Consider the following 19549-nt stretch of genomic DNA (forward strand, 5'->3'; position numbering starts at 1 on the left):
TATGCTCGACAGGATAATCATTTTCTCGCTGAGAAATAAATATTTCATACTCATAAGCACCTTAGTGCTTATGGTTATAGGACTTCGTACAGTTTCCAATATGGACATTGACGTATTTCCTGACCTTACAGCCCCCACAGTTGTTGTAATGACCGATGCTCACGGTATGGCAGCGGAAGAGGTTGAGAGGTTAGTAACATTTCCAATTGAGACCGCCGTGAATGGCGCTACCGATGTTAGGCGGGTAAGGTCAGTATCCGCTCAGGGCTTTTCGTTTGTATGGGTGGAGTTTGACTGGGGAGTAGATGTTTTAAAGGCACGCCAGGTTGTTAGTGAAAAGCTTATTGCGGTTGCCCAACAAATGCCCTTGGGCGTGAGTCAACCAATGCTTGCACCACAAAGTAGTGTGATGGGCGAAATCTTTTTTATTGGCCTGCAAGCCGATAGTACAAGCATGATGGAGCTTCGGACAATTGCAGAATGGACAGTTAAGCCTCTTGTTCTTGCCACTGGTGGGGTTTCGCAGGTTACCATCATTGGTGGCGATTACAAGCAGTACCAGGTGGTGGCAAATCCTACACGCATGCTTCATTTAGGCGTTACTATGCATGAGCTGACCAATGCATGCCGATTCATCAGCATGAATTCCAATGGAGTTAACGTAAGGGAATTTGGAAATGAGTATGTAGTCCGAGGAATAGCGCGCACTTCCGATATTGAGCAACTTGGTCAAACCCTGGTTGCCACCCGTGAAGGAATGCCTGTAAAGATTAGCGACATAGCTGAAATCCGTGTTGCACCTGCCCCTAAAATGGGTTATGCATCAAGCAATGCATCGCCGGCAATTATTCTATCAATCTCAAAGCAACCCAATATTAATACACTTGAGGTTACTCGTAAAATTGAGGCAAATCTGGAAAATCTGAAAAAATCGTTGCCCCCCGATGTCAAGCTTAACACCAAAATATTTCGGCAATCCGATTTTATTGAGCGCTCAGTGGGGAACGTTCGGCAGGCATTAATTGAGGGGGCAATCTTTGTAACCATTATTCTTCTGCTTTTTCTTGGTAGTTTTCGGACAACAATCATTTCGCTGCTTGCCATACCCATTTCGTTACTTGCCACTTTTGTGGTGATGAAATTACTCGGTATCAACATCAATACCATGAGCCTTGGCGGAATGGCAATTGCCATAGGTTCGCTGGTTGACGATGCCATAATTGATGTTGAAAATGTTTACAAGCGATTGAGGCAAAATTGGCAGAAACCTGAACATCAAAGGCAATCGAATTTTGCGGTAGTTTATGAAGCTTCTCGCGAGATTAGGGCTTCAATCCTGAATGCAACTTTGATTATAATTGTTGCCTTTGTTCCCTTATTTTTCTTAAGCGGTATGGAAGGGCGTATGCTTAAGCCACTCGGTATTTCATTCATTGTATCACTTTTTATGTCGTTGCTGGTAGCAATGACTCTTACCCCTGTGCTAGCGCAAATGCTGCTATCAGGCGAGACCTACCTCAAACAAAATATGAATGAGAAATGGTTGGCAGCCAAGCTCAGGAAAGGCTACGAAAAGTCGTTGCAGTGGGTTCTTAGCAGAAAAAGATTAGTGTTAGGTAGCACCCTGTTGCTGCTAGTTTTGTCGGTTATGCTCTTGTTTGGCATGGGGCGTAGCTTCCTTCCGGAGTTTAATGAGGGCTCGCTAACGCTATCGGTGGTAACGCCACCGGGCACTTCGCTCGATGAAACCAATAAGGTGGGTAACTACATCGAAAGAAAGCTTCTGGCAATACCTGAGGTAACATCAACAGCCCGCCGAACAGGTAGAGGCGAGCTCGATGAGCATTCGCAGGCAACCAACAGTTCCGAGATTGATGTGAACTTTCAGCTTAAGGAGCGCAACAACGATGAGTTTCTCGCCGATGTTCGAGCAACACTCGCCCGCATCCCGGGTATAGCTGTCACTGTTGGGCAGCCTTTGGGGCACCGCATCGACCATATGCTTACTGGCACGCGGGCAAGCATTGCCATTAAGCTCTTTGGCGACGACCTCTCTAAGCTCTATTCCCTAGCCAACCAAATAAAAGCTGAAATAGCGGGAATTAACGGTTTGGTTGATGTAAACGTTGAGCAGCAGGTTGAGGTGCCGCAAATTCAGATTAGAGCTAAACGGGCTCTACTTGCTGACTACGGCATCAGCCTCGAGGAGTTCAATGAGTTTATTGATGTTGTGCTCGGGGGTGAAAAACTTGCCGATATTTACGAAGGGCAGCAACGTTTCGACCTGGTGGTAAAGCTGGACTCAACCTACACTTCTACCATTGAAGGAATTAAATCGATTCTTATTGACTCGCCCAAGTATGGTAAGGTTCCTCTTTACCAAGTTGCCGATGTGATTTCAACTACAGGCCCTAACATTATTAGTCGTGAAAACGTTCAGCGCAAACTGGTTATATCGGCCAACGTTGCAGGGCGCGACCTACGAGGCGTTGTTAACGATATTCGTAGCAGGGTTGATGGGAGCATAACTTTCCCTGAGGGTTATAGGGTTGAGTACGGCGGACAGTTCGAGAGCGAGGCCCGTGCTTCGAGGACACTTCTAATAGCTTCTCTTATTTCAATTTTAATAATTTTTATGCTACTCTTCATAGAATTTCGTAACTTCAGCTTAGCCGGAATAATTTTATTGAACCTTCCCTTGGCCCTTATTGGTGGTGTTGTTGCCATATGGCTTACTTCGGGAGTTTTAAGCATTCCGGCAATTATCGGGTTTATTTCGCTTTTTGGTATTGCTACACGAAATGGAATATTGTTAATATCTAACTACATTCGTTTTAGAAAAATGGGATTTGATGTTCAGGAGGTGGTGGTTAAAGGTTCGTCAGACCGGCTAAACGCAATTCTTATGACTGCGCTTACCGCTGCCCTTGCTTTAATACCGCTTGCTTTTAAGGGGCACCTTGCCGGAAACGAGATTCAAAGTCCTATGGCCAAGGTTATTTTGGGAGGTCTGTTAACATCAACTTTTCTGAACATCTACATTATTCCCATTGTTTACACCATGTTTGATAAAAACGAAATTGTAAGTGATTATGATAACCAGGAGTAAAATTACATTAGTTCTCGTTACGGTTGCTTTTGCTGGTGTTACAAGAGCTCAAATTTCATTTGATAGGGTTTTGCAGCAGGTTGATTCTAACAACCTTATGCTAAAAGCGCTAAGGCAAAAGCTTGAAGCCGAGAGGATAGCTGCCCGGATAGGGATATCGCCCAGTAACCCTCAAGCCGAGGTTATTTACCAATGGGGTAGCCCTGTCGATCTTGGAAATAAAACCACAATCAGTATTACGCAGCAGTTCGATTTTCCAACCGCATATATTTATAGGGCCAAGCTTGCCAAAGGCATGGCAAGTGCTTTGGAGAACGAGTTTAGGTCAAAGCGCTCTGAGGTGCTTCAAAAAGCTGGTTTGCTTTACGCCGATTTGGTTTACCACAACGCTCTTTTAGTTGAGTTAAATAGGCAGCTGAAAAATGCCATGGTTATTGCCCAATCGCTTAAGCAAAAGTTTGAGGCTGGTGAAATAGGTGTAATTCCATACACACAGGCAGAACTTGTTTACCATGAGTTAAATTCAAGGATCATCCAAATTAGGTTAGAGCAAAAAAGTATAGCCGATGAGCTTGTAACTTTGAATGGTTCGGTTCCCATAGCCATTACTGATTCCGTTATGCTTGTTCCTGAATTGCCCGACAGCTTTGAATCGTGGCTCGGAGTTGCTGAATCGCAAAATCCTGAGCTGGCCTACCTGAAAAGCGAAACCGAAAATAGTCGTTTAAAGCTTAAACTTTCAAAGGCAGAGGTTTTGCCCACTTTTAACGCTGGTTATGCCAGCGAGAAGGTAGGAGGTGAACGCTTTCAGGGCATTGTTGCTGGTATTTCCATTCCATTATGGGAAAAGTCAAATACAGTGAGGTATGCAAGGGCTATGAATAGGTATATGCAATTGAATACTGATGATTACCTTTATTCCTTTAGGCAAAGTTCACAACGTCTTTTCAGTAAGGTTAAAGCATTGCAAGAGCTTACAAATCACCTTAGCCAATACATCAGTACTTTTGATATTGCTGATAAGTTATACCTAGCGCTACAAAAGGGAGAAATATCAATTGTTGATTACTACACCGAGCTAAACAGTTACAACAGTATCAAGGAACGATTACTTGAAGTTCAGCATGAGTGCCTTAAGGCTTACATTGAGCTGAATAGGTTTTCGTATTGATATTTTGCTTGATTAAGTAATATTTGTTCAATAGTAAAAAATCGCGCATTCTTTGATGCGCGTTTTTTTATTAACCAGTGGATGATGTAGTAGCAGTTAGCTATCAAATAGCTTCTCAAAACTACACATAACGCATTGAACCCTAAAGCTGGCAAGCCTAATAATGGTTGGTAAGTATTGATGGTATAAGCAAATCATTTTTTGCAACATTTTCTCAAATCTTGCTCATTAGTAATTATTATGAATTATTTCAGTAAGTCTGCACTCAACTGGAGTATCTTTGTAAAACAAAATCAAAAATGGAATTAGGATGAAAGCGATACAGTTGTTAGCCCTCACAGCGTTTTCTTTTCTTGCATTTTCATCTTGCCAAAAAGAAAGAACCGATAGGGTAAATAGCAATTCAGGCATTTCATTTGCCGGTAAGACCTATGAGGTTTTCACAACAGCAAACGATTCGGTTACTCGCTTAGCTCTAACTTCAAAAGGGAAATTCGATTTGGCTCGTCAACCATTTGAAACCGAAGTGGCTGTTTTTGTAAACCCAAGTAAACAGTTTCAGGAGATAATTGGTATTGGTGGAGCTATTACCGATGCTGCTGCGGAAACCTTTGCCCGTTTAACACCTGAGAATCAGCAAAAGCTATTGGAGGCTTACTTTCATCCTGAAAAGGGGATAGGTTACACATTTATACGCACCAGTATTCATAGCTGCGATTTTAGCAGCAGCAGTTACACATATATTGCCGATGGCGATAGCGCGCTAGCTACCTTTAGCATAGCGCACGACATGCAGTACAGGCTACCACTCATTAAAAAAGCGTTTGAAATATCGGGCAGTAACACTAAACTTCTTGCAAGCCCATGGAGTCCACCTGCATTCATGAAAGATAACAATAACATGCTTTACGGTGGTAAGCTTTTGCAGCGTTACTACCAGTCGTGGGCTAATTATTTTGTTCGGTTCATACAGGAATATGAGAAAGCCGGAATTCATGTTTGGGGTGTTACTGTTCAGAATGAGCCTATGGCTCGTCAAACTTGGGAGTCGTGCATATTTACTGCTGAGGAGGAGCGCGATTTCCTGAAGCATTACCTTGGCCCTACCTTTTGGAATAACGGGCTTAAGGATAAAAAGATAATTATTTGGGACCACAACCGCGATTTGATGCCTTACCGTGCTGATGTCATATTTTCAGACCCCGAAGCATCGAAATACGCTTGGGGCATTGGCTATCACTGGTATGAGGATTGGTGGGGCGGGAAAAAGATGTACGATAACGTAAGGAATGTTCACGAAAGTTATCCCGAAAAGCATATCATTTTCACCGAGGGAACAGTTGAACGCTTTGTGCCTAACCATTACAATTACTGGCCAAATGCCGAAAAGTATGCTACATCGATGATTTACGATTTTAACAGCGGCACATCGGGATGGATTGATTGGAATATCCTGCTCGATGAGAATGGAGGACCTAACCATGTTGGAAATTTTTGCTTTGCTCCCATGCATGGCGATACACGAACAGGCGAACTTTTTATTACCCCTGCATTCTACTACCTTGGCCATTTCTCCAAGTTTATTAGGCCAGGAGCGCGGCGGATTAGTACCTCGCCATCGCGCAGCAACCTACTTGCCGCATCGTTCAGCAATACCGACGGAAGTATAGTGACGGTTGTACTTAATACCACCGATTTACCCATAAACTACTTTCTGATTTGCGGTAATGCTATGGCTCAAATTCAAATACCTGCTCACGCAATTCAAAGTATCAGGTATTAATTATCAGTGCGTAGAGTATTGTGAATTAATACCATAAAGGTTTAATGGTTTATTAAAAGCACTCGCTAGGTAAAGGTAGTTGTTTCCCATTTTTTTTGTATTACGATTATAAAATTGCAATCCAATTTTTAGCGGTACGTTCAAAACAATTGAAAAATTCTATCTTTGCTTATCCAAACCATAAACCATGAGCGAGTCGCTGCTCGATGCACTAATAAAGCTTTTTGCCATACTCGTGAACATTGAGAGTAAAGCCGATAGTGGTTTTGCTCTCGATGTTTTGGAGGATTACCTGCATCACGACTTTAGCGATGAGCAGGCAAAGGTTTTTATTGATAGATTTACCAACTTTGGTGTTAGCTATCGTAAGGAGTTAGAGGATGTAAGCCTTGACCGCTTCACTGAGTCGCCCATGGTTCATGTTATAATCGATTCTATTAACCATGAGTTTGAACAGCACCAAAAGGTATGGCTAGTTTTACAGTTGCTGGAATTCCTAGCCGATAGCAAGCTTACCACTTCCGATAGGCTTGAATTTGCCCGAAGGGTAGCTAACCAGTTCAATATTAGTGATTTTGAGTTTTCCAATGGGCGCGATTTTATTCTAAGCGAGTCCCCCGGTCAAATACCGTGGAACCAACAGGTTCTACTCATAAGCTCGGAACGCGATAATCCTATACCAGAAATTAAACATCTTGTAAACGATCGACTTCAGGGGCAGCTTTACGTACTTAGGATTGCCAGTACCAATACCTTACTGGTGAAGTACTTTGGTGAGCTGGAGCTTTTCATGAATAGCCGAATGCTTAAGCCGGGGAGAACATACCTTTTCGGTCCCGGTGCTGTAATTCGCGGGACACGCATGTCGCCTGTTTACTACAGCAAGGTTGTATCGGTTTTTATTCAAACCCCTGGTAAGCCTTTTGTTTCAATTGTTGCAAAGGATATTGAGTATAAGCACAAGGGGAGTCGGAATGGAGTTTACCCATTTTCATTCTCAGCCTATTCCGGCCAACTGGTTGGAATTATGGGCGGAAGCGGTGTGGGTAAGTCAACCCTTATTAACCTTCTCAATGGGAATTTAAAGCCCGTTTCAGGCAAGGTTTATATCAATGGGTACGATGTTCATAACAGTAAAACCGAGCTTGAAGGGGTTATTGGCTATGTTCCTCAGGACGATTTGCTGGTTGAAGAGCTTACGGTCTTTCAAAATCTATACTACAACGCGCTTTTCTGTTTCAGCCATCTCAGTAAAAAGGAGGTTGTAGAGCTGGTTGACAGAACCCTTGTAGATTTTGACCTGGTTGAGGCACGCGACCTTAAGGTTGGCAATCCGCTAAACAAGTACATAAGCGGGGGGCAGCGCAAGCGCCTTAACATTGCCATGGAGCTTATGCGTGAGCCTTCGATTCTATTTGTCGATGAGCCTACCTCAGGGCTCTCATCGCTCGATGCCGAGCGCATTATGCTTATTTTACGCAAGCAAACATTTAAGGGAAAACTGGTAATTACCAATATCCATCAGCCCTCATCGGATGTTTTTAAGATATTCGATAAGATAATTGTGCTTGACCAAGGGGGTAGGCCAATATTCCAGGGTAATCCTATGGATGCCGTGGTTTACTTCAAGCGTATGGCCAATTTTCTTAAGCCCGAGGAGAGCGAATGTATTACTTGTGGAAATGTTAATACCGATATCATACTTAGGATTGTTGAGGCAAGGGTTGTAAACGAGTATGGTCGCTTAACCCGAAAGCGAAAACGTTCAGCTAAGGAATGGTATGAACTTTACCTACAAAATATCCAAAGTAAGATTGTTGTTGATGAACCAACCTGCTCTTCGCCAATACCGCCCAATAATTTTAAAATCCCATCGAAAGTGCAACAGATGTGGATATACTTCAGGCGAAATTTTCGAAGTAAACTCGCCAATAGCCAGTTCATGAACATTAGCATTCTGGCTTCGCCAGTATTAGCGGTTATTATCAGTTTCTTCTCCAAGTATATTCACGGAACCCTTACTAACCCAAATGCTTACATTTATAGCGAAAACGATAATATTCCTGCATTCATTTTCATGAGCGTGGTGGCCATGATTTTTTTAGGTCTGACCATAAGTGCTGAGGAGATAATTAACGATCGAAAGGTCCTTTTCCGTGAAAAGTTTCTTAATCTTAGCTATTTCAGCTACATTAATTCGAAACTGGTTGTTCTTTCATTCTTTTCAGCCTTTCAGTCGCTACTATTTGTTTTAATATCTACCTATGTGCTTGAGATTCAGGGAATGTTCTGGTCGTACTGGGTCATTCTTTTTTCCACTTCTTTTTGCGCAAGTATGATAGGTCTTAACCTTTCAGCCGCTTTAAACTCGGTTGTAGCAATTTATGTAATGATTCCCTTAATCATTGTTCCACAGCTGATGTTCAGCGGGGTGGTAATCAGCTATAACAAGCTACACAAGAGTCTTACCCATCCGGAGTATGTTCCTATTATTGGGGATTTAACACTAAGCCGTTGGCCTTACGAGGCTCTGTGTGTTCAGCAGTTTAGTAACAATGAGTATAATAAACATTTCTTTTTTATCAATAAAGATATCAGCAATAACAACTACAATGCCACGTTGCTGATTCCTAAGCTGGTGTTATTGCTGCAAGAAGCACAAACCGATTTGGCTGTTGGCAAGCAAACGCCTCGAACCAGGCAGAGGTTAAGCATTGTGCAGAATGAACTCGAAAGGTTAAAGCACAATTTCCCAATTATTAATTTTACTTACCCTGACACAGGACTCCTGGGTATTAGTAGAGTTACGCCTAGCTATATCGACATAACACTTGCTAAGCTCGATACCCTAAAATCTCACTTTAACACAAAGTATAGAGTTGGGGTTGAGCGGCGCGATGCGCTGGTAAAATCGCTTGAAAAGGAATTGGTTGGCAAAACCACGCTTTTTGAGCTAAGCCGAATGCATCACAATAATGCTTTGGAGGCTTTGGTAACTAATAGAAACGATTTTACCAAGATTATTGAAGTAGATAACAAGCTTGTTCGCCGCTACGAACCCATATACTCATACCCAACTGCCCGAAATGGAAGAGCACATTTTTATTCCTACTATAAAATTCTAGGCACTCTCCTAATCCCTACATTCTGGTTTAATCTGGTGGTCATCTGGCTAATGTCAGTAGTATTCTACCTAACATTGCTAAGCGACATGTTCCGCGTGGTTAACCGTTTTGTTGAGCGCTTCCGTTTCCGTAAGCTTACGGCTCGTATTGCAAGGTATTTGCCAACCTAACATTGTTTTTCGCAATGCTGGTATTTAATTGAGTTTTGAGCTGTATCTTGAAGTTGCTTAAAACTTAGAAGGTGCATATTTTATCTGTAAATCTTCATGGTTGTCCCTCAAAATCCTCTTCTTTCATGGTGTACGAAGCCCGAATAATTGCGTAGGCGCTAAAATATCCAAACGCTCCATTATTTAGGTTAGTAATCGGATTGGCTGGAGGAGGGCTAAATAATGGGAATTGTGGACTTGAGGCCTTCAGGGCTTCGTTTAGGTACTGGTAGTAATCCTGGGTTATGGCGCAAAGCTCTAGGGTTACTTTATCGCCTACCTTGAGAGTATCTTTCTCAGAAATAAAGTAGAAGGTAGCACCCTCAGTGTTATTGCCGTTAAAGAACTTATCATCAACAAGAATCAGATTACTGAGGCTGTCGCTGTATAGTATGTCGTTTATTTTTACCCGGAACATGTAATAGTTTCTCATGTTTTGGGGCTCTTTAGCATAACCATTAACTATCCATCCATCCCAGTTCCTGTTGTAGCTTACGTTTATTGAATCCAGGTAATTGGTTTGATAACCCTCGAGTAGTGTTGGCATTTGTGTTTGAGCCTGAAACGAAATAACACCCCCAATATTCACATCTTCAATATGAAGTGTGTATGTTGTTCCCGATTTGCCAAAAACATCCGGAGTTGTGTAGTAGTAGCCGGGGTTATTGGCATCCTCGGTGAGGTCGTAGCGGGTATTGCCTTCCATGATGTAAACCGAGGCATTGGAAACGGGTGGGGGTGGAGTAGGACTATAGAATGGTACCGATTTAATTAGCCTTACGTAGTGGCTCATAGTATCGGTGGTTATGCTGCCGTAAACTATAAGCCTGGAATCCGATGAATCTAGTTCAATGTCTATCCGCTCCGTGCATGCAGCTAGTGCTAGGGTTAAAATCCCTATAATGGTCAATATTTTTCTCATAGCTAAAACTTGAAGTTATAGGTTACTGAGGGTATAATTGGGAATAGGTATGTTTTTTCGGCATAGGTTATGTTCGGATTCTTTTCGTCCTGAACAAAATTTATGGTCCATGCATTATGTCTGTTGTAAAGGTTGTAAACAGAGATATTCCATTCGCTTTTCCATCGCCGGTTAAGACTTTTCTTAGTTTTAATGTTTACGGCAAAGTCGAGCCTGTGGTAGTCCGGATAGCGTTTGGCATTCCTTTCAGAGTATATGGGTATAGTAATATTATCAATTTCGTATCGTCCGGTTGGCTGGGTGTAGGTTTGACCCGTGGAGTAAATCCAGTTGGCTGAAAGGATAATTTGCCTATTAAGTCGATAGCTAAGCACAACGGTTGCATTATGGGGCTTATCGTAGGTTGCGCTATAAATCCTTCCCATATTAACTCCCTGTGTTTTGCGAAAGGTTCTGCCGTAAGTATAGCTAACCCATCCTTCCCACTTCCCTAGGTCGATACGTGTGAATAATTCTAATCCGTAAGAGTATGCTTTGCCCTGCCTGATGTCAGCTTCAAGCTCATCGTTGAGCAGAACATCGGCAAAATCCTTAAAGTCCACAAAATTTTTTACGTTTTTATAGTAAACCTCGGCCGATGCCTCTATTTGGTTGTTCGAAAAGTTCCTAAAGTAGCCAAGGGCCCACTGGTCAGCTTGCTGAGGCTTAATATTGGGCGATGCCGGAAACCAAACATCAAGCGGATTTCCACCTTGTGAGTTTGATGCCAGCTGAACATACTGCGTGGTATGCGAGTAGCTGACTTTTATGGAGCTGCTATCGCTAAGCCTGTAAACTAAGCCCACTCGGGGCTCAGGACTAATATATGTATTATAAATCTCACCCTTTGGATGGGATATTTTGTCGGTAACCTTGTAGTCGGGCGAAAGGACAAGGCTTTGGCCTTTCCCAATGTTCTGAAAGGCCGATATGCGTAAACCTGCTTTAAATGAAATTCTTCCTAGGTCAAACTCATTCGATAAGTATATACCATGCTCCAGCGTATGCTGTTTGGGAATTTCCCAACGCTGAATAAACGATTGGGAGTTAGTACCTTTTATCAAACCAGGCATAAATGTTAGGTATGCGCTCGATACGCCAAACCTTAACTGATATTTTGGACCAATTGCGTAGTTAAAATCAATTTTTGCGCTAACCTCATCCATGTTCGATTCCCACCTAATGGCGTTCGCATCGTTGGTATTCGATTCCAAAAAGTATGTGTAATTACTTGATATCAAAGTAGTATTCATGAAAAGGTTATGCTTGAAAATATGGTTCCACCTTGCCGTAAGCGTTTGGTTACCAAAGCCAAAGCCGTTGATATCGCGGCCAAACATGTCGCGTCCAAAGTACCCGGATATAAAAATTCGGTTGTTGGGATTAAGAGTTAAGTTCAGTTTTGCGTTCAGGTCGTAAAAGTAGAGTGTGCTTTGTTTCAAATCGTCATTATTAAATAGTGGAAAAAATACATCAACATAGGTTCTGCGTCCCGATACCATGAACGAACTCCTATCCTTAAGTATTGGACCTTCAACCGTTAACCGGCTCGATATGCTACCTATCCCTCCGGTTACGTTAAAATCCTTGCTGTTGCCTTCCTTCATCTTTATATCGAGCACTGACGATAATCTGCCTCCAAACGAGGCTGGCATGTCGCCCTTATAGAGCTTGATATCCTTAATTGCGTCGTTATTGAAAACGGAGAAAAATCCCATTAGATGCGAAGCATTGTAAACGGTTGCCTCATCGAGTATTATCAGGTTCTGATCCGAAGCACCACCCCGAACGCTAAATCCTGATCCCCCTTCGGCAGTACTTTGGACCCCCGGCAGTAATTGAATAGCTTTAATTACATCAACCTCACCCATTAAGGCAGGTATTTGCTTTACACTTTTCATGTCAAGCTTTACAAGGCTCATTTCGGCTCGTTGAACATTGCTATTCCCTTTCTCCCGGCTAACAACCACCTCCTGGATTTCCTGTGCGTTGGGCGATATCTCAATATCAATCCTACTATCTTTATTGACTTGTAAAGTCATTTCTTGGGTTTTATATCCCAGATATCCAAATGAGATTGTATGCTCACCTTTTGGAACTGTAATTGTAAAGAACCCGTAACTATTTGTTGCAGTACCTATATTGATTCCCTTTACTATTACTGTTGCTCCAATGAGAACCTCGCCCGTTTGGGAATCCTTAACGTAACCGCTTACATTATACTTTACCTGTCCCTTTATGCCTTGGAAGCAAAGGAATGTAATAATAAGTATGCCAATAATCTTTTTAATCATGGAATAAAAAAAGCTAGGTTTAGCACCTAGCTTTAACAAATACAATGCCATATTAGTTCGATTTTGTAAGAACCCAATTTTCTAAATCCTCGGTTGGGTTAATACCCATTCTAAGCACGGGGGTTTGCTCCTTACTGTTCAGGAGCACTGACTGTAGGGGAATTATCTCATCGAGGTAGGTGCTAAGTTCCTTAAAGGTAATGTTGCCCTTAGTCTCTTTTAGTTTTTTGAGTAGATAATAGGTAAAGAAACCATGGTGCTTATCCTTGAATGGCAGAGCGCTTTGTTCACCCGATACGGCCGATAGTGTAGCAATATTGCCCTGAAGCACGCTTTCAGTGGGGCGAACTTTAACCCCGCGGGCTGCAACTAACTCCTTATTGCGGGCTCCGCCCGAGAAACATGCATCCAGAAATACGATCACCCTTTTTGTGGGGTATTCTGTTAGCTTGGCATATAAGTCGGCTAGTTTAATTCCATCGCGGGCATTTTGTCCGCTAATGTCAACCGGTATAAGGTATGGTTCGCGGGTAACCTCATCGGGTAAGCCATGCCCTGCATAGTAAACAAATACCTCGGCTTTGCCCTTGGCATTTTTTATTATCAGATTTGTTTTTGCAATGGCCTGATTCATTTGCCCAGCAGTGGCATCGAGCAGAAAGATTATGTTGCTTTCGGGAATCCCTAATACCTTTATGGCGTATTCCTTAAATGCACTGGCATCGTTTCGGGCAAAATCAACATTAACCTCTCTATTCAAATCAACCTGCTTGCTACTGTAGTCCTCGTTTCCAATTATCAGCGCAAAGCGCAAGGGATACTCCAGGTTATTGTTTGGGATATCAACATCAACATCCGATAATTTTTCAAACATATAACCCTTGGCTTCAGGGGAAGTTACGTAAACCTGTTTAACAACTGTGTCCCTAATTACCACATAACCAGCAGACTCCTTTTGCAGGGTTGCCAAAACATCGTTATTGTAGTAGTATGCACCACCTGAGATAAAATCGACGCCAAAAGCAGGTAGGGCTGCTACGTTTAGAAACAGGTTTAGCCATATTTTACTGCTAACCTCTGCGTTATCGGTATAGGTGTAAGGAACAAACCCATCTTTACGGAACTCGTAAATATACTGGTTGCGCCCGTTTGCAGGCCCTTTCTTTACCTTGCGCTTAACCCAAACCGCACATGGTGTAGTTTTATTGGTGCTTTTACCATTAATGTATACTTCGGCTCCAATTGGATTTGAGGTTAAGTTTACCTTTTGCTTCGTTGTGTTAAGTATGGTTGCACAGGCTCCCATGGTTAGCATTGCCAGTACAGCTGCAATTCTCAATAAATTGCGTTTCATAGGTTGGTCAGTTTGGTTTGGTAATATTTTTACTACAAATTTTATGCAATTACATGGCCAATTTAACCTTAAACACCACTTTTTTTATAAAACCCTCTCCTATCAACGGTGCATGGCAATCGGATGGGAAAAATATTGCGAATTGATTAGGTTTTAGAGTGATAAAACATGTAGGATGGTCGGAGTAAAAGGTTATGTCGTTATCGCTATTATAGGGCTCCTTAATAGCACTACAGGTTTGTCTTTCGCGCCATCCCATTGTTTCTTCGCCCTGCAGGCATATTTGAATATCGATATACTTATCGTGCGATTCTAATGGGGCTTCTCCTGCACTGCGTGCTTTATTAAACGAGGGGATGGCTATGAGGTTTTCCCCGTCTATGTAAATTTTTTCTCCTGGTTTGCTGAAATCCAAAGTAATTAGTGCCTGTTCAACCCGCTCAAAAAGGGGATGAAGGTTAAGGTAGGTACCAAATTCCGATAAGGGTGCTACAATCATTATGCATATTTTTTGTAAAATTAGTTTATTTTGACAGTTTGACAATGCAGGGTATAACAGTTTTTACTTGCTATCTTTGTGCAAAATTTACCTATGAAGTTAGTTGCCGATAGTCACATTCCCTACCTTAAAGGTGTTTTTGAACCCTTTTTTGATGTTGAGTATTTACCGGGGCATCGTATAAACCAAGAGGTGGTAAAAGATGCCGATGTGCTAATTATTCGAACACGCACTACTTGTAATCAAGATTTACTGCAAGGTTCAAGGGTTAAGTTCATTGCTTCGGCAACCATTGGCTATGATCATATCGATACTCAGTACTGCGATTCAAATGGTATTAGGTGGGTAACCGCTCCCGGTTGCAACGCTGCTGCTGTCCAGCAGTGGCTGGGTGCTGCACTTGTGAAATGGATCAGTTCAAAACATCTTAATCCCAAAACCCTAACCATTGGTATAGTAGGCATTGGAAATGTGGGCAGTAAGGTGGTTGCCCTTGGCAATGCCTTAGGCATGAATGTGGTTTGCTGCGATCCGCCTAGGGCTGAGAGGGAGAATATAAAGTCTTTTGTTGATCTACATGAATTGCTGAAGGTGTCCGATATTATCACCTTTCATGTTCCATTAACGCGAGCCGGTAATTACCCTACCTACCATATGTTAAGCAGTAAGAATTTGGCTTTATGCAAGCCAACAGCATACTTTTTAAATTCATCGCGGGGTGGGGTAGTTGACGAGGTGGCGCTGCTTAGCTATTTGGAGCAAAACCCTAATGTAGCTGTTGCTTTAGATGTGTGGGAGAATGAACCTGATTTGAATTTGGAACTTGCTAAGCGATGCCTTGTGGCAACACCGCATATTGCTGGTTACTCGCTGGAGGGTAAGGTTATGGCAACTAAAATGGTAGTTGATGCTGTTAGCCGTTACTTTAATCTTGGCATAACCCTTTGGTGGCCTACGCCAAATCCACTTACTGAAAAGCAAGTTATCGCCTCAGCCAAAAATATTTTAGATTTAATAGGCAAAACGTATCGTATCGAGAGCGATGATATTAGAATTATAGATAAAGATTTTGAGGATTACAGGAATACATATAACTACCGGCGCGATTTTACCGGTTTCAAAGTATTGAAGATTGAAGAAGATGCTGAAAAGGTTGGTATGCTTGGGTTTGAGTTGGGTTAACCAATCGGCTTAGTAAGGAATTACCCACAGAACACGCTCTTCGTCAATGCATTGATCAATGAGCCTCATGATATGCCGGTTAACCTGAATGAGCCTTCTTATATATCCTTTCCAGTGCCTTTCGTATTCAGGATCAATTTGCTTTAAAACCTCCAGCAAATCCTTCCCTAAAAAAACTTGGCTTAAGTACTGCTGAAATTGCGATACATTCTTAATAACCAAAAGTTTTTCAAGGTTTACAAGAAGTTCATTACGGAGAGGAATGAAACGTCGGGCGTTATACATGGTTGGCGAGATGTAGTCGAATAAATGATGGCTCCGCTCAAAGCATCCTGCAAAGATATTGAACACGTTTGTTTGAAGGTAATACGACTCATCATCGCAACGGATATAGTTTTCAGCGTCGCCTGTAATATTAAACTCCACGAAATCAATGATTTCGTCCTTTTTCAACAGGCTAATACGCATTTTACTACTAGTGGGTAAGGGCATAAATCATATTTTTCAATTCAAATATACTAACTTTATTCATTTACTCTTAAATTTTTTTTTAACAATTGTTTATTCTGACGTAAACATTCTATTTTAGCAGTATATTAAAATTGTTAAAAAGTGACTGGGACTTTAGTTAACGTTATAGCAGTATTGGCTGGGGGCTCAATAGGTTTGCTTATTGGATCCCGTATGCCCGAAAAGTACAGTAAAGTTTTTTTTCAAGTGGTTGGGCTCTTTACGTTGGTACTGGGTTTATCAATGGCAATTAAAACCAATGAACCCTTACTGGTTGTATTCAGCTTAATTCTGGGTGTGCTATCGGGGACTTTACTCGATTTGCAAAGCAGGCTCGATAACCTATCGAACCGGTTAAAAAATCGGTTTAAAATATCAGGGAATCGCTTTTCGGAAGGACTGGTTGTGGCTTTCCTGCTTTACTGCATGGGTTCGTTAACTGTACTGGGTGCCATTGAGGAGGGTTTGGGTGGAACACCCAAACTTTTTTACCTCAAAAGCCTTATGGATGGGTTCTCATCCATTGTGCTAGCATCAACCCTTGGGATAGGGGTTCTGTTTTCCGCCTTGCCCTTGCTACTATATCAGGGTTCATTGACATTGATTGCCTCTTTTGCGGCTAGCAGCCTAAGTGGAAGCATGGTAAATGAACTATCGGCTGTAGGTGGTATACTTTTAGTGGCTTTAGGGTTTAATATACTAGAGATAAAACGTTTCCACGTGATCAATATGCTTCCTGCACTAATATTCATCGTTATTCTAACTTCACTTTTCGCAAACCATGCATAGCATTTCCCATATCGAGAATCTTTCAAAGCTCTTTTCCGAGGTGTATGGGCATTCGGCCCTTAACATTGTTCAGCTGTCCGGTTCTGGTTCTGCACGCATCTACTTTAGGATTGAATCACAGCAACTGTCGTGCATTGGAACATTTAACGATGATGTAAAGGAAAACGAAACATTTTTCTACCTCACGGAACATTTACACCATCGCAATATTTCGGTTCCAAGGGTATTGGGTATTTCAAGCTGTAGAAGGTACTACTTACAATCCGATTTGGGTTCTTTGTCGTTGTTCGATAAAATAACTGATGCTAACAGCGATACTCTTGAAGTTCAGAATTTGATTGGGCAAGCAATATCCAACCTTGCCCGGTTCAATATTTTGGGTTTTGATGGTATTGATGATTCAAAGCTATACCCAATTTCGCATTTCGATATCAAATCGGTGATGTGGGATTTGTACTATTTCAAGTACTGCTTCCTTAAGCCTTCAGGGGTTACTTATAGTGAAGCCGAGTTGGAAAATGTCTTTGGCTATTTAGCAGAAAAGGTGCTCAATGGCGATAATCAATTCCTGCAATTCCGCGATTTTCAATCCCGTAATATTATGATTCTGGCTAACCAGCCATATTTCATTGATTATCAGAGCGCCAGAATTGGCTCAGGCCTTTACGATATAGCTTCTTTTCTATATCAGGCAAAGGCTAATTTCAGCGATTCTACTCGGCAGAAGTTTCTAGTGCATTACCTTGATGAGCTGTCCAAATACCGTTCCATTAACAGGTGTGAAATGGTGCCCCAATTTCCTTATATGGCTATCTTTAGAATTTTGCAAACTCTTGGGGCTTATGGTTTCAGAGGTCTTTTTGAGCGTAAAACCCATTTCATTCAAAGCGTTCCTCTTGCGTTGCATAACCTCAGCAATTTGCTTGCTAATGTTGACGATAGCCGTTTAAGGTATCTCAGTCAGCTTAACAAAGAGCTATTAGGTAGATATCAAGTTGGCCAAAGTGATGATTTTGACGGACTTACCGTTCAGGTATATAGTTTTTCTATTAAGAGTGGCTATCCACCACTAAATCCTGAGCATGGAGGAGGGTTTGTATTTGATTGCCGATATTTACCCAATCCTGGCCAACTCGATTTGTACAAGAATCTGACAGGACTCGATAAGCCTGTAATAGACTATTTACTTTCTTTGGATGAAGTAAATGTTTTTTGCGATAACGCTTTTTCATTAGTGAAGTCGGCAATAGATAAGTATTTGTCTCGAAACTTTAAACATTTATCGGTTGGTTTTGGTTGTACTGGTGGCCAACATCGATCAGTATTTTGTGCAGAGAACCTTGTTAAGCAACTAAAAAGTACTTTTGGCGATAGTGGATTAAGAATTTTGGTTAAGCATATCGAACTTGAAAAGCGTTAGCAGAATGCCAAAAAAGAAATGTGCGAAAGGTAAGGCAGGGGTTAAGGTTGAGGGTAAGGACTACACTTGCATAAAGTGTGGTGCTAGTTCAAATAGCAAGGATAAACTTTGTAAACCTATTAAAAAGTAAGCTTATATGAGAGCAATGATTCTGGCCGCTGGCCTAGGCACCCGATTACTTCCCTTAACAGCCGATAAACCCAAAGCCCTTATTGAGGTTAACGGAAAAACCCTGCTTGAAATATGCATTAACAACCTAATTGGTTTCGGCTTTAATCACATAGTGGTTAATGTTCATCACCACGCACAGCAGATTATTGATTTTTTACGTAATAGCAGTTTTAATGCTCAAATTGATATTTCCGATGAAACTGAAAGATTACTCGACACCGGTGGTGCTCTTGTTCATGCCCGTAGTTTTCTCGATCAGGGCGAGCCTTTTCTGGTTCACAATGTCGATATAATCTCAAACATCGATTTACATTACCTATATCAGTATCATCTTAACTCATCTGCGCTTGCCTCGCTAGCTGTAAGTAAAAGAGAGGCTTCCAGGGTATTCCTTTTCAATGAGCAAATGGTTCTTTCTGGTTGGAGGAACATGGTTACTGGTAAGGTTATTATTACTAATCCTTCCAAAGCCCTTACTGCATATGCATTTTCTGGCATTCATGTTATTTCACCCGAAATATTCAAGCAACTGCCACCAAAGGGTGAGTTCTCAATTGTTGATGCTTATCTTAAACTATCAAAGGAATTTTTGATTCAGGGCGCCGATTTATCCCATTCCGATGTAATTGACGTGGGGAAACCTGATACTCTGGAACTTGCATCGCAATTTGTAACAAGGAAGGTTTAACCTGCAGTACTCCCTGCGTCTTTTTTTAAAAGAAATTTTTTTGAAAATTTTTCTTACTGTCTAACAGAACGTTGCCTGAATTTTTGTCATTTTTCTTAAAAAAGTTCGAAAATTGATTTGCGTAATTAAAAACGCTTTTCTACTTTTGCACCCGCTTTCGGAGGGGAGCGCGCGCGGGGTAGCGGAGCTGAGGGGGAGAGAAAAAAATTTGGGGTAACCCCTTGCGCGGGACGGAAAAAGTTACTACCTTTGCAGCCCTGTTCGGAGGAGCGGGGAGCGGAGAG

Annotated in this window: 14 protein-coding genes; 9 read left to right on the forward strand and 5 right to left on the reverse strand. The window is 41.8% G+C overall.

From position 1 onward, the window contains the following. Position 1: 1 nt before the first annotated feature. The 4 genes from AB6811_RS07055 (at position 2) to AB6811_RS07070 (ending at position 9358) form a co-directional block, all read left to right on the forward strand. Positions 2-3109: an efflux RND transporter permease subunit gene (locus tag AB6811_RS07055; protein WP_369489741.1), complete on the forward strand. Its 3108-nt coding sequence runs from the start codon at positions 2-4 to the stop codon at positions 3107-3109. After that, positions 3093-4280, forward strand: coding sequence for a TolC family protein (locus tag AB6811_RS07060; protein WP_369489742.1), 1188 nt, complete (start codon positions 3093-3095; stop codon positions 4278-4280). Before AB6811_RS07055 ends, AB6811_RS07060 begins: the two co-directional genes overlap by 17 nt. Before the next feature lie 310 nt (positions 4281-4590). Further along, positions 4591-6063 (forward strand): glycoside hydrolase family 30 protein, encoded by a 1473-nt coding sequence (locus AB6811_RS07065; protein WP_369489743.1) that lies wholly within the window; start codon positions 4591-4593, stop codon positions 6061-6063. Between the two features lie 187 nt (positions 6064-6250). Further along, complete coding sequence (locus AB6811_RS07070) at positions 6251-9358, forward strand: ATP-binding cassette domain-containing protein (protein ID WP_369489744.1); 3108 nt, start codon at positions 6251-6253, stop codon at positions 9356-9358. 94 nt (positions 9359-9452) lie between these two features. On the opposite strand, the gene AB6811_RS07075 is transcribed toward AB6811_RS07070, so the two are convergent. From AB6811_RS07075 to AB6811_RS07090, 4 genes are read right to left on the reverse strand one after another with little or no spacing between them, the layout of a single operon-like run. After that, positions 9453-10319, reverse strand: a complete 867-nt coding sequence (locus AB6811_RS07075) for a DUF4249 domain-containing protein (protein ID WP_369489745.1) — start codon at positions 10317-10319, stop codon at positions 9453-9455. A gap of 2 nt (positions 10320-10321) precedes the next feature. Then, positions 10322-12703, reverse strand: coding sequence for a TonB-dependent receptor (locus tag AB6811_RS07080; protein ID WP_369489746.1), 2382 nt, complete (start codon positions 12701-12703; stop codon positions 10322-10324). Position 12704: 1 nt separating this feature from the next. Continuing rightward, a complete protein-coding gene (locus tag AB6811_RS07085) occupies positions 12705-14006 on the reverse strand; it encodes a caspase family protein (protein WP_369489747.1) in 1302 nt (433 codons plus the stop codon). A gap of 49 nt (positions 14007-14055) precedes the next feature. Continuing rightward, positions 14056-14505, reverse strand: a complete 450-nt coding sequence (locus AB6811_RS07090; RefSeq protein WP_369489748.1) for a NanQ anomerase/TabA/YiaL family protein — start codon at positions 14503-14505, stop codon at positions 14056-14058. A 93-nt stretch (positions 14506-14598) separates the two neighbouring features. On the opposite strand from AB6811_RS07090, the gene AB6811_RS07095 reads away from it, so the two are divergent. Further along, positions 14599-15687 carry a 4-phosphoerythronate dehydrogenase gene (locus tag AB6811_RS07095; RefSeq protein ID WP_369489749.1) on the forward strand — a complete coding sequence of 363 codons (1089 nt, stop codon included), beginning with the start codon at positions 14599-14601 and terminating at the stop codon, positions 15685-15687. Between the two features lie 9 nt (positions 15688-15696). Here AB6811_RS07095 and AB6811_RS07100 read toward each other — a convergent pair whose 3' ends face one another. Next, on the reverse strand, positions 15697-16179 hold the full coding sequence (locus tag AB6811_RS07100) for a hypothetical protein (RefSeq protein ID WP_369489750.1): 483 nt from the start codon (positions 16177-16179) through the stop codon (positions 15697-15699). Between the two features lie 120 nt (positions 16180-16299). On the opposite strand from AB6811_RS07100, the gene AB6811_RS07105 reads away from it, so the two are divergent. From AB6811_RS07105 to AB6811_RS07120, 4 genes are read left to right on the forward strand one after another with little or no spacing between them, the layout of a single operon-like run. Next, positions 16300-16986: a DUF554 domain-containing protein gene (locus AB6811_RS07105; protein ID WP_369489751.1), complete on the forward strand. Its 687-nt coding sequence runs from the start codon at positions 16300-16302 to the stop codon at positions 16984-16986. Continuing rightward, positions 16979-18406, forward strand: a complete 1428-nt coding sequence (locus AB6811_RS07110; RefSeq protein WP_369489752.1) for a RapZ C-terminal domain-containing protein — start codon at positions 16979-16981, stop codon at positions 18404-18406. Before AB6811_RS07105 ends, AB6811_RS07110 begins: the two co-directional genes overlap by 8 nt. 4 nt (positions 18407-18410) lie before the next feature. Next, positions 18411-18536 carry a hypothetical protein gene (locus AB6811_RS07115; RefSeq protein ID WP_369489753.1) on the forward strand — a complete coding sequence of 42 codons (126 nt, stop codon included), beginning with the start codon at positions 18411-18413 and terminating at the stop codon, positions 18534-18536. Positions 18537-18542: 6 nt separating this feature from the next. Beyond that, the gene (locus AB6811_RS07120) at positions 18543-19265 is read left to right on the forward strand and encodes a nucleotidyltransferase family protein (protein WP_369489754.1); all 723 of its coding nucleotides are present in this window, start codon (positions 18543-18545) and stop codon (positions 19263-19265) included. The last annotated feature ends 284 nt before the right edge of the window (positions 19266-19549 follow it).

The sequence above is a fragment of the Tenuifilum sp. 4138str genome (assembly GCF_041102575.1).
In the GTDB taxonomy this organism is placed as follows: domain Bacteria; phylum Bacteroidota; class Bacteroidia; order Bacteroidales; family Tenuifilaceae; genus Tenuifilum; species Tenuifilum osseticum.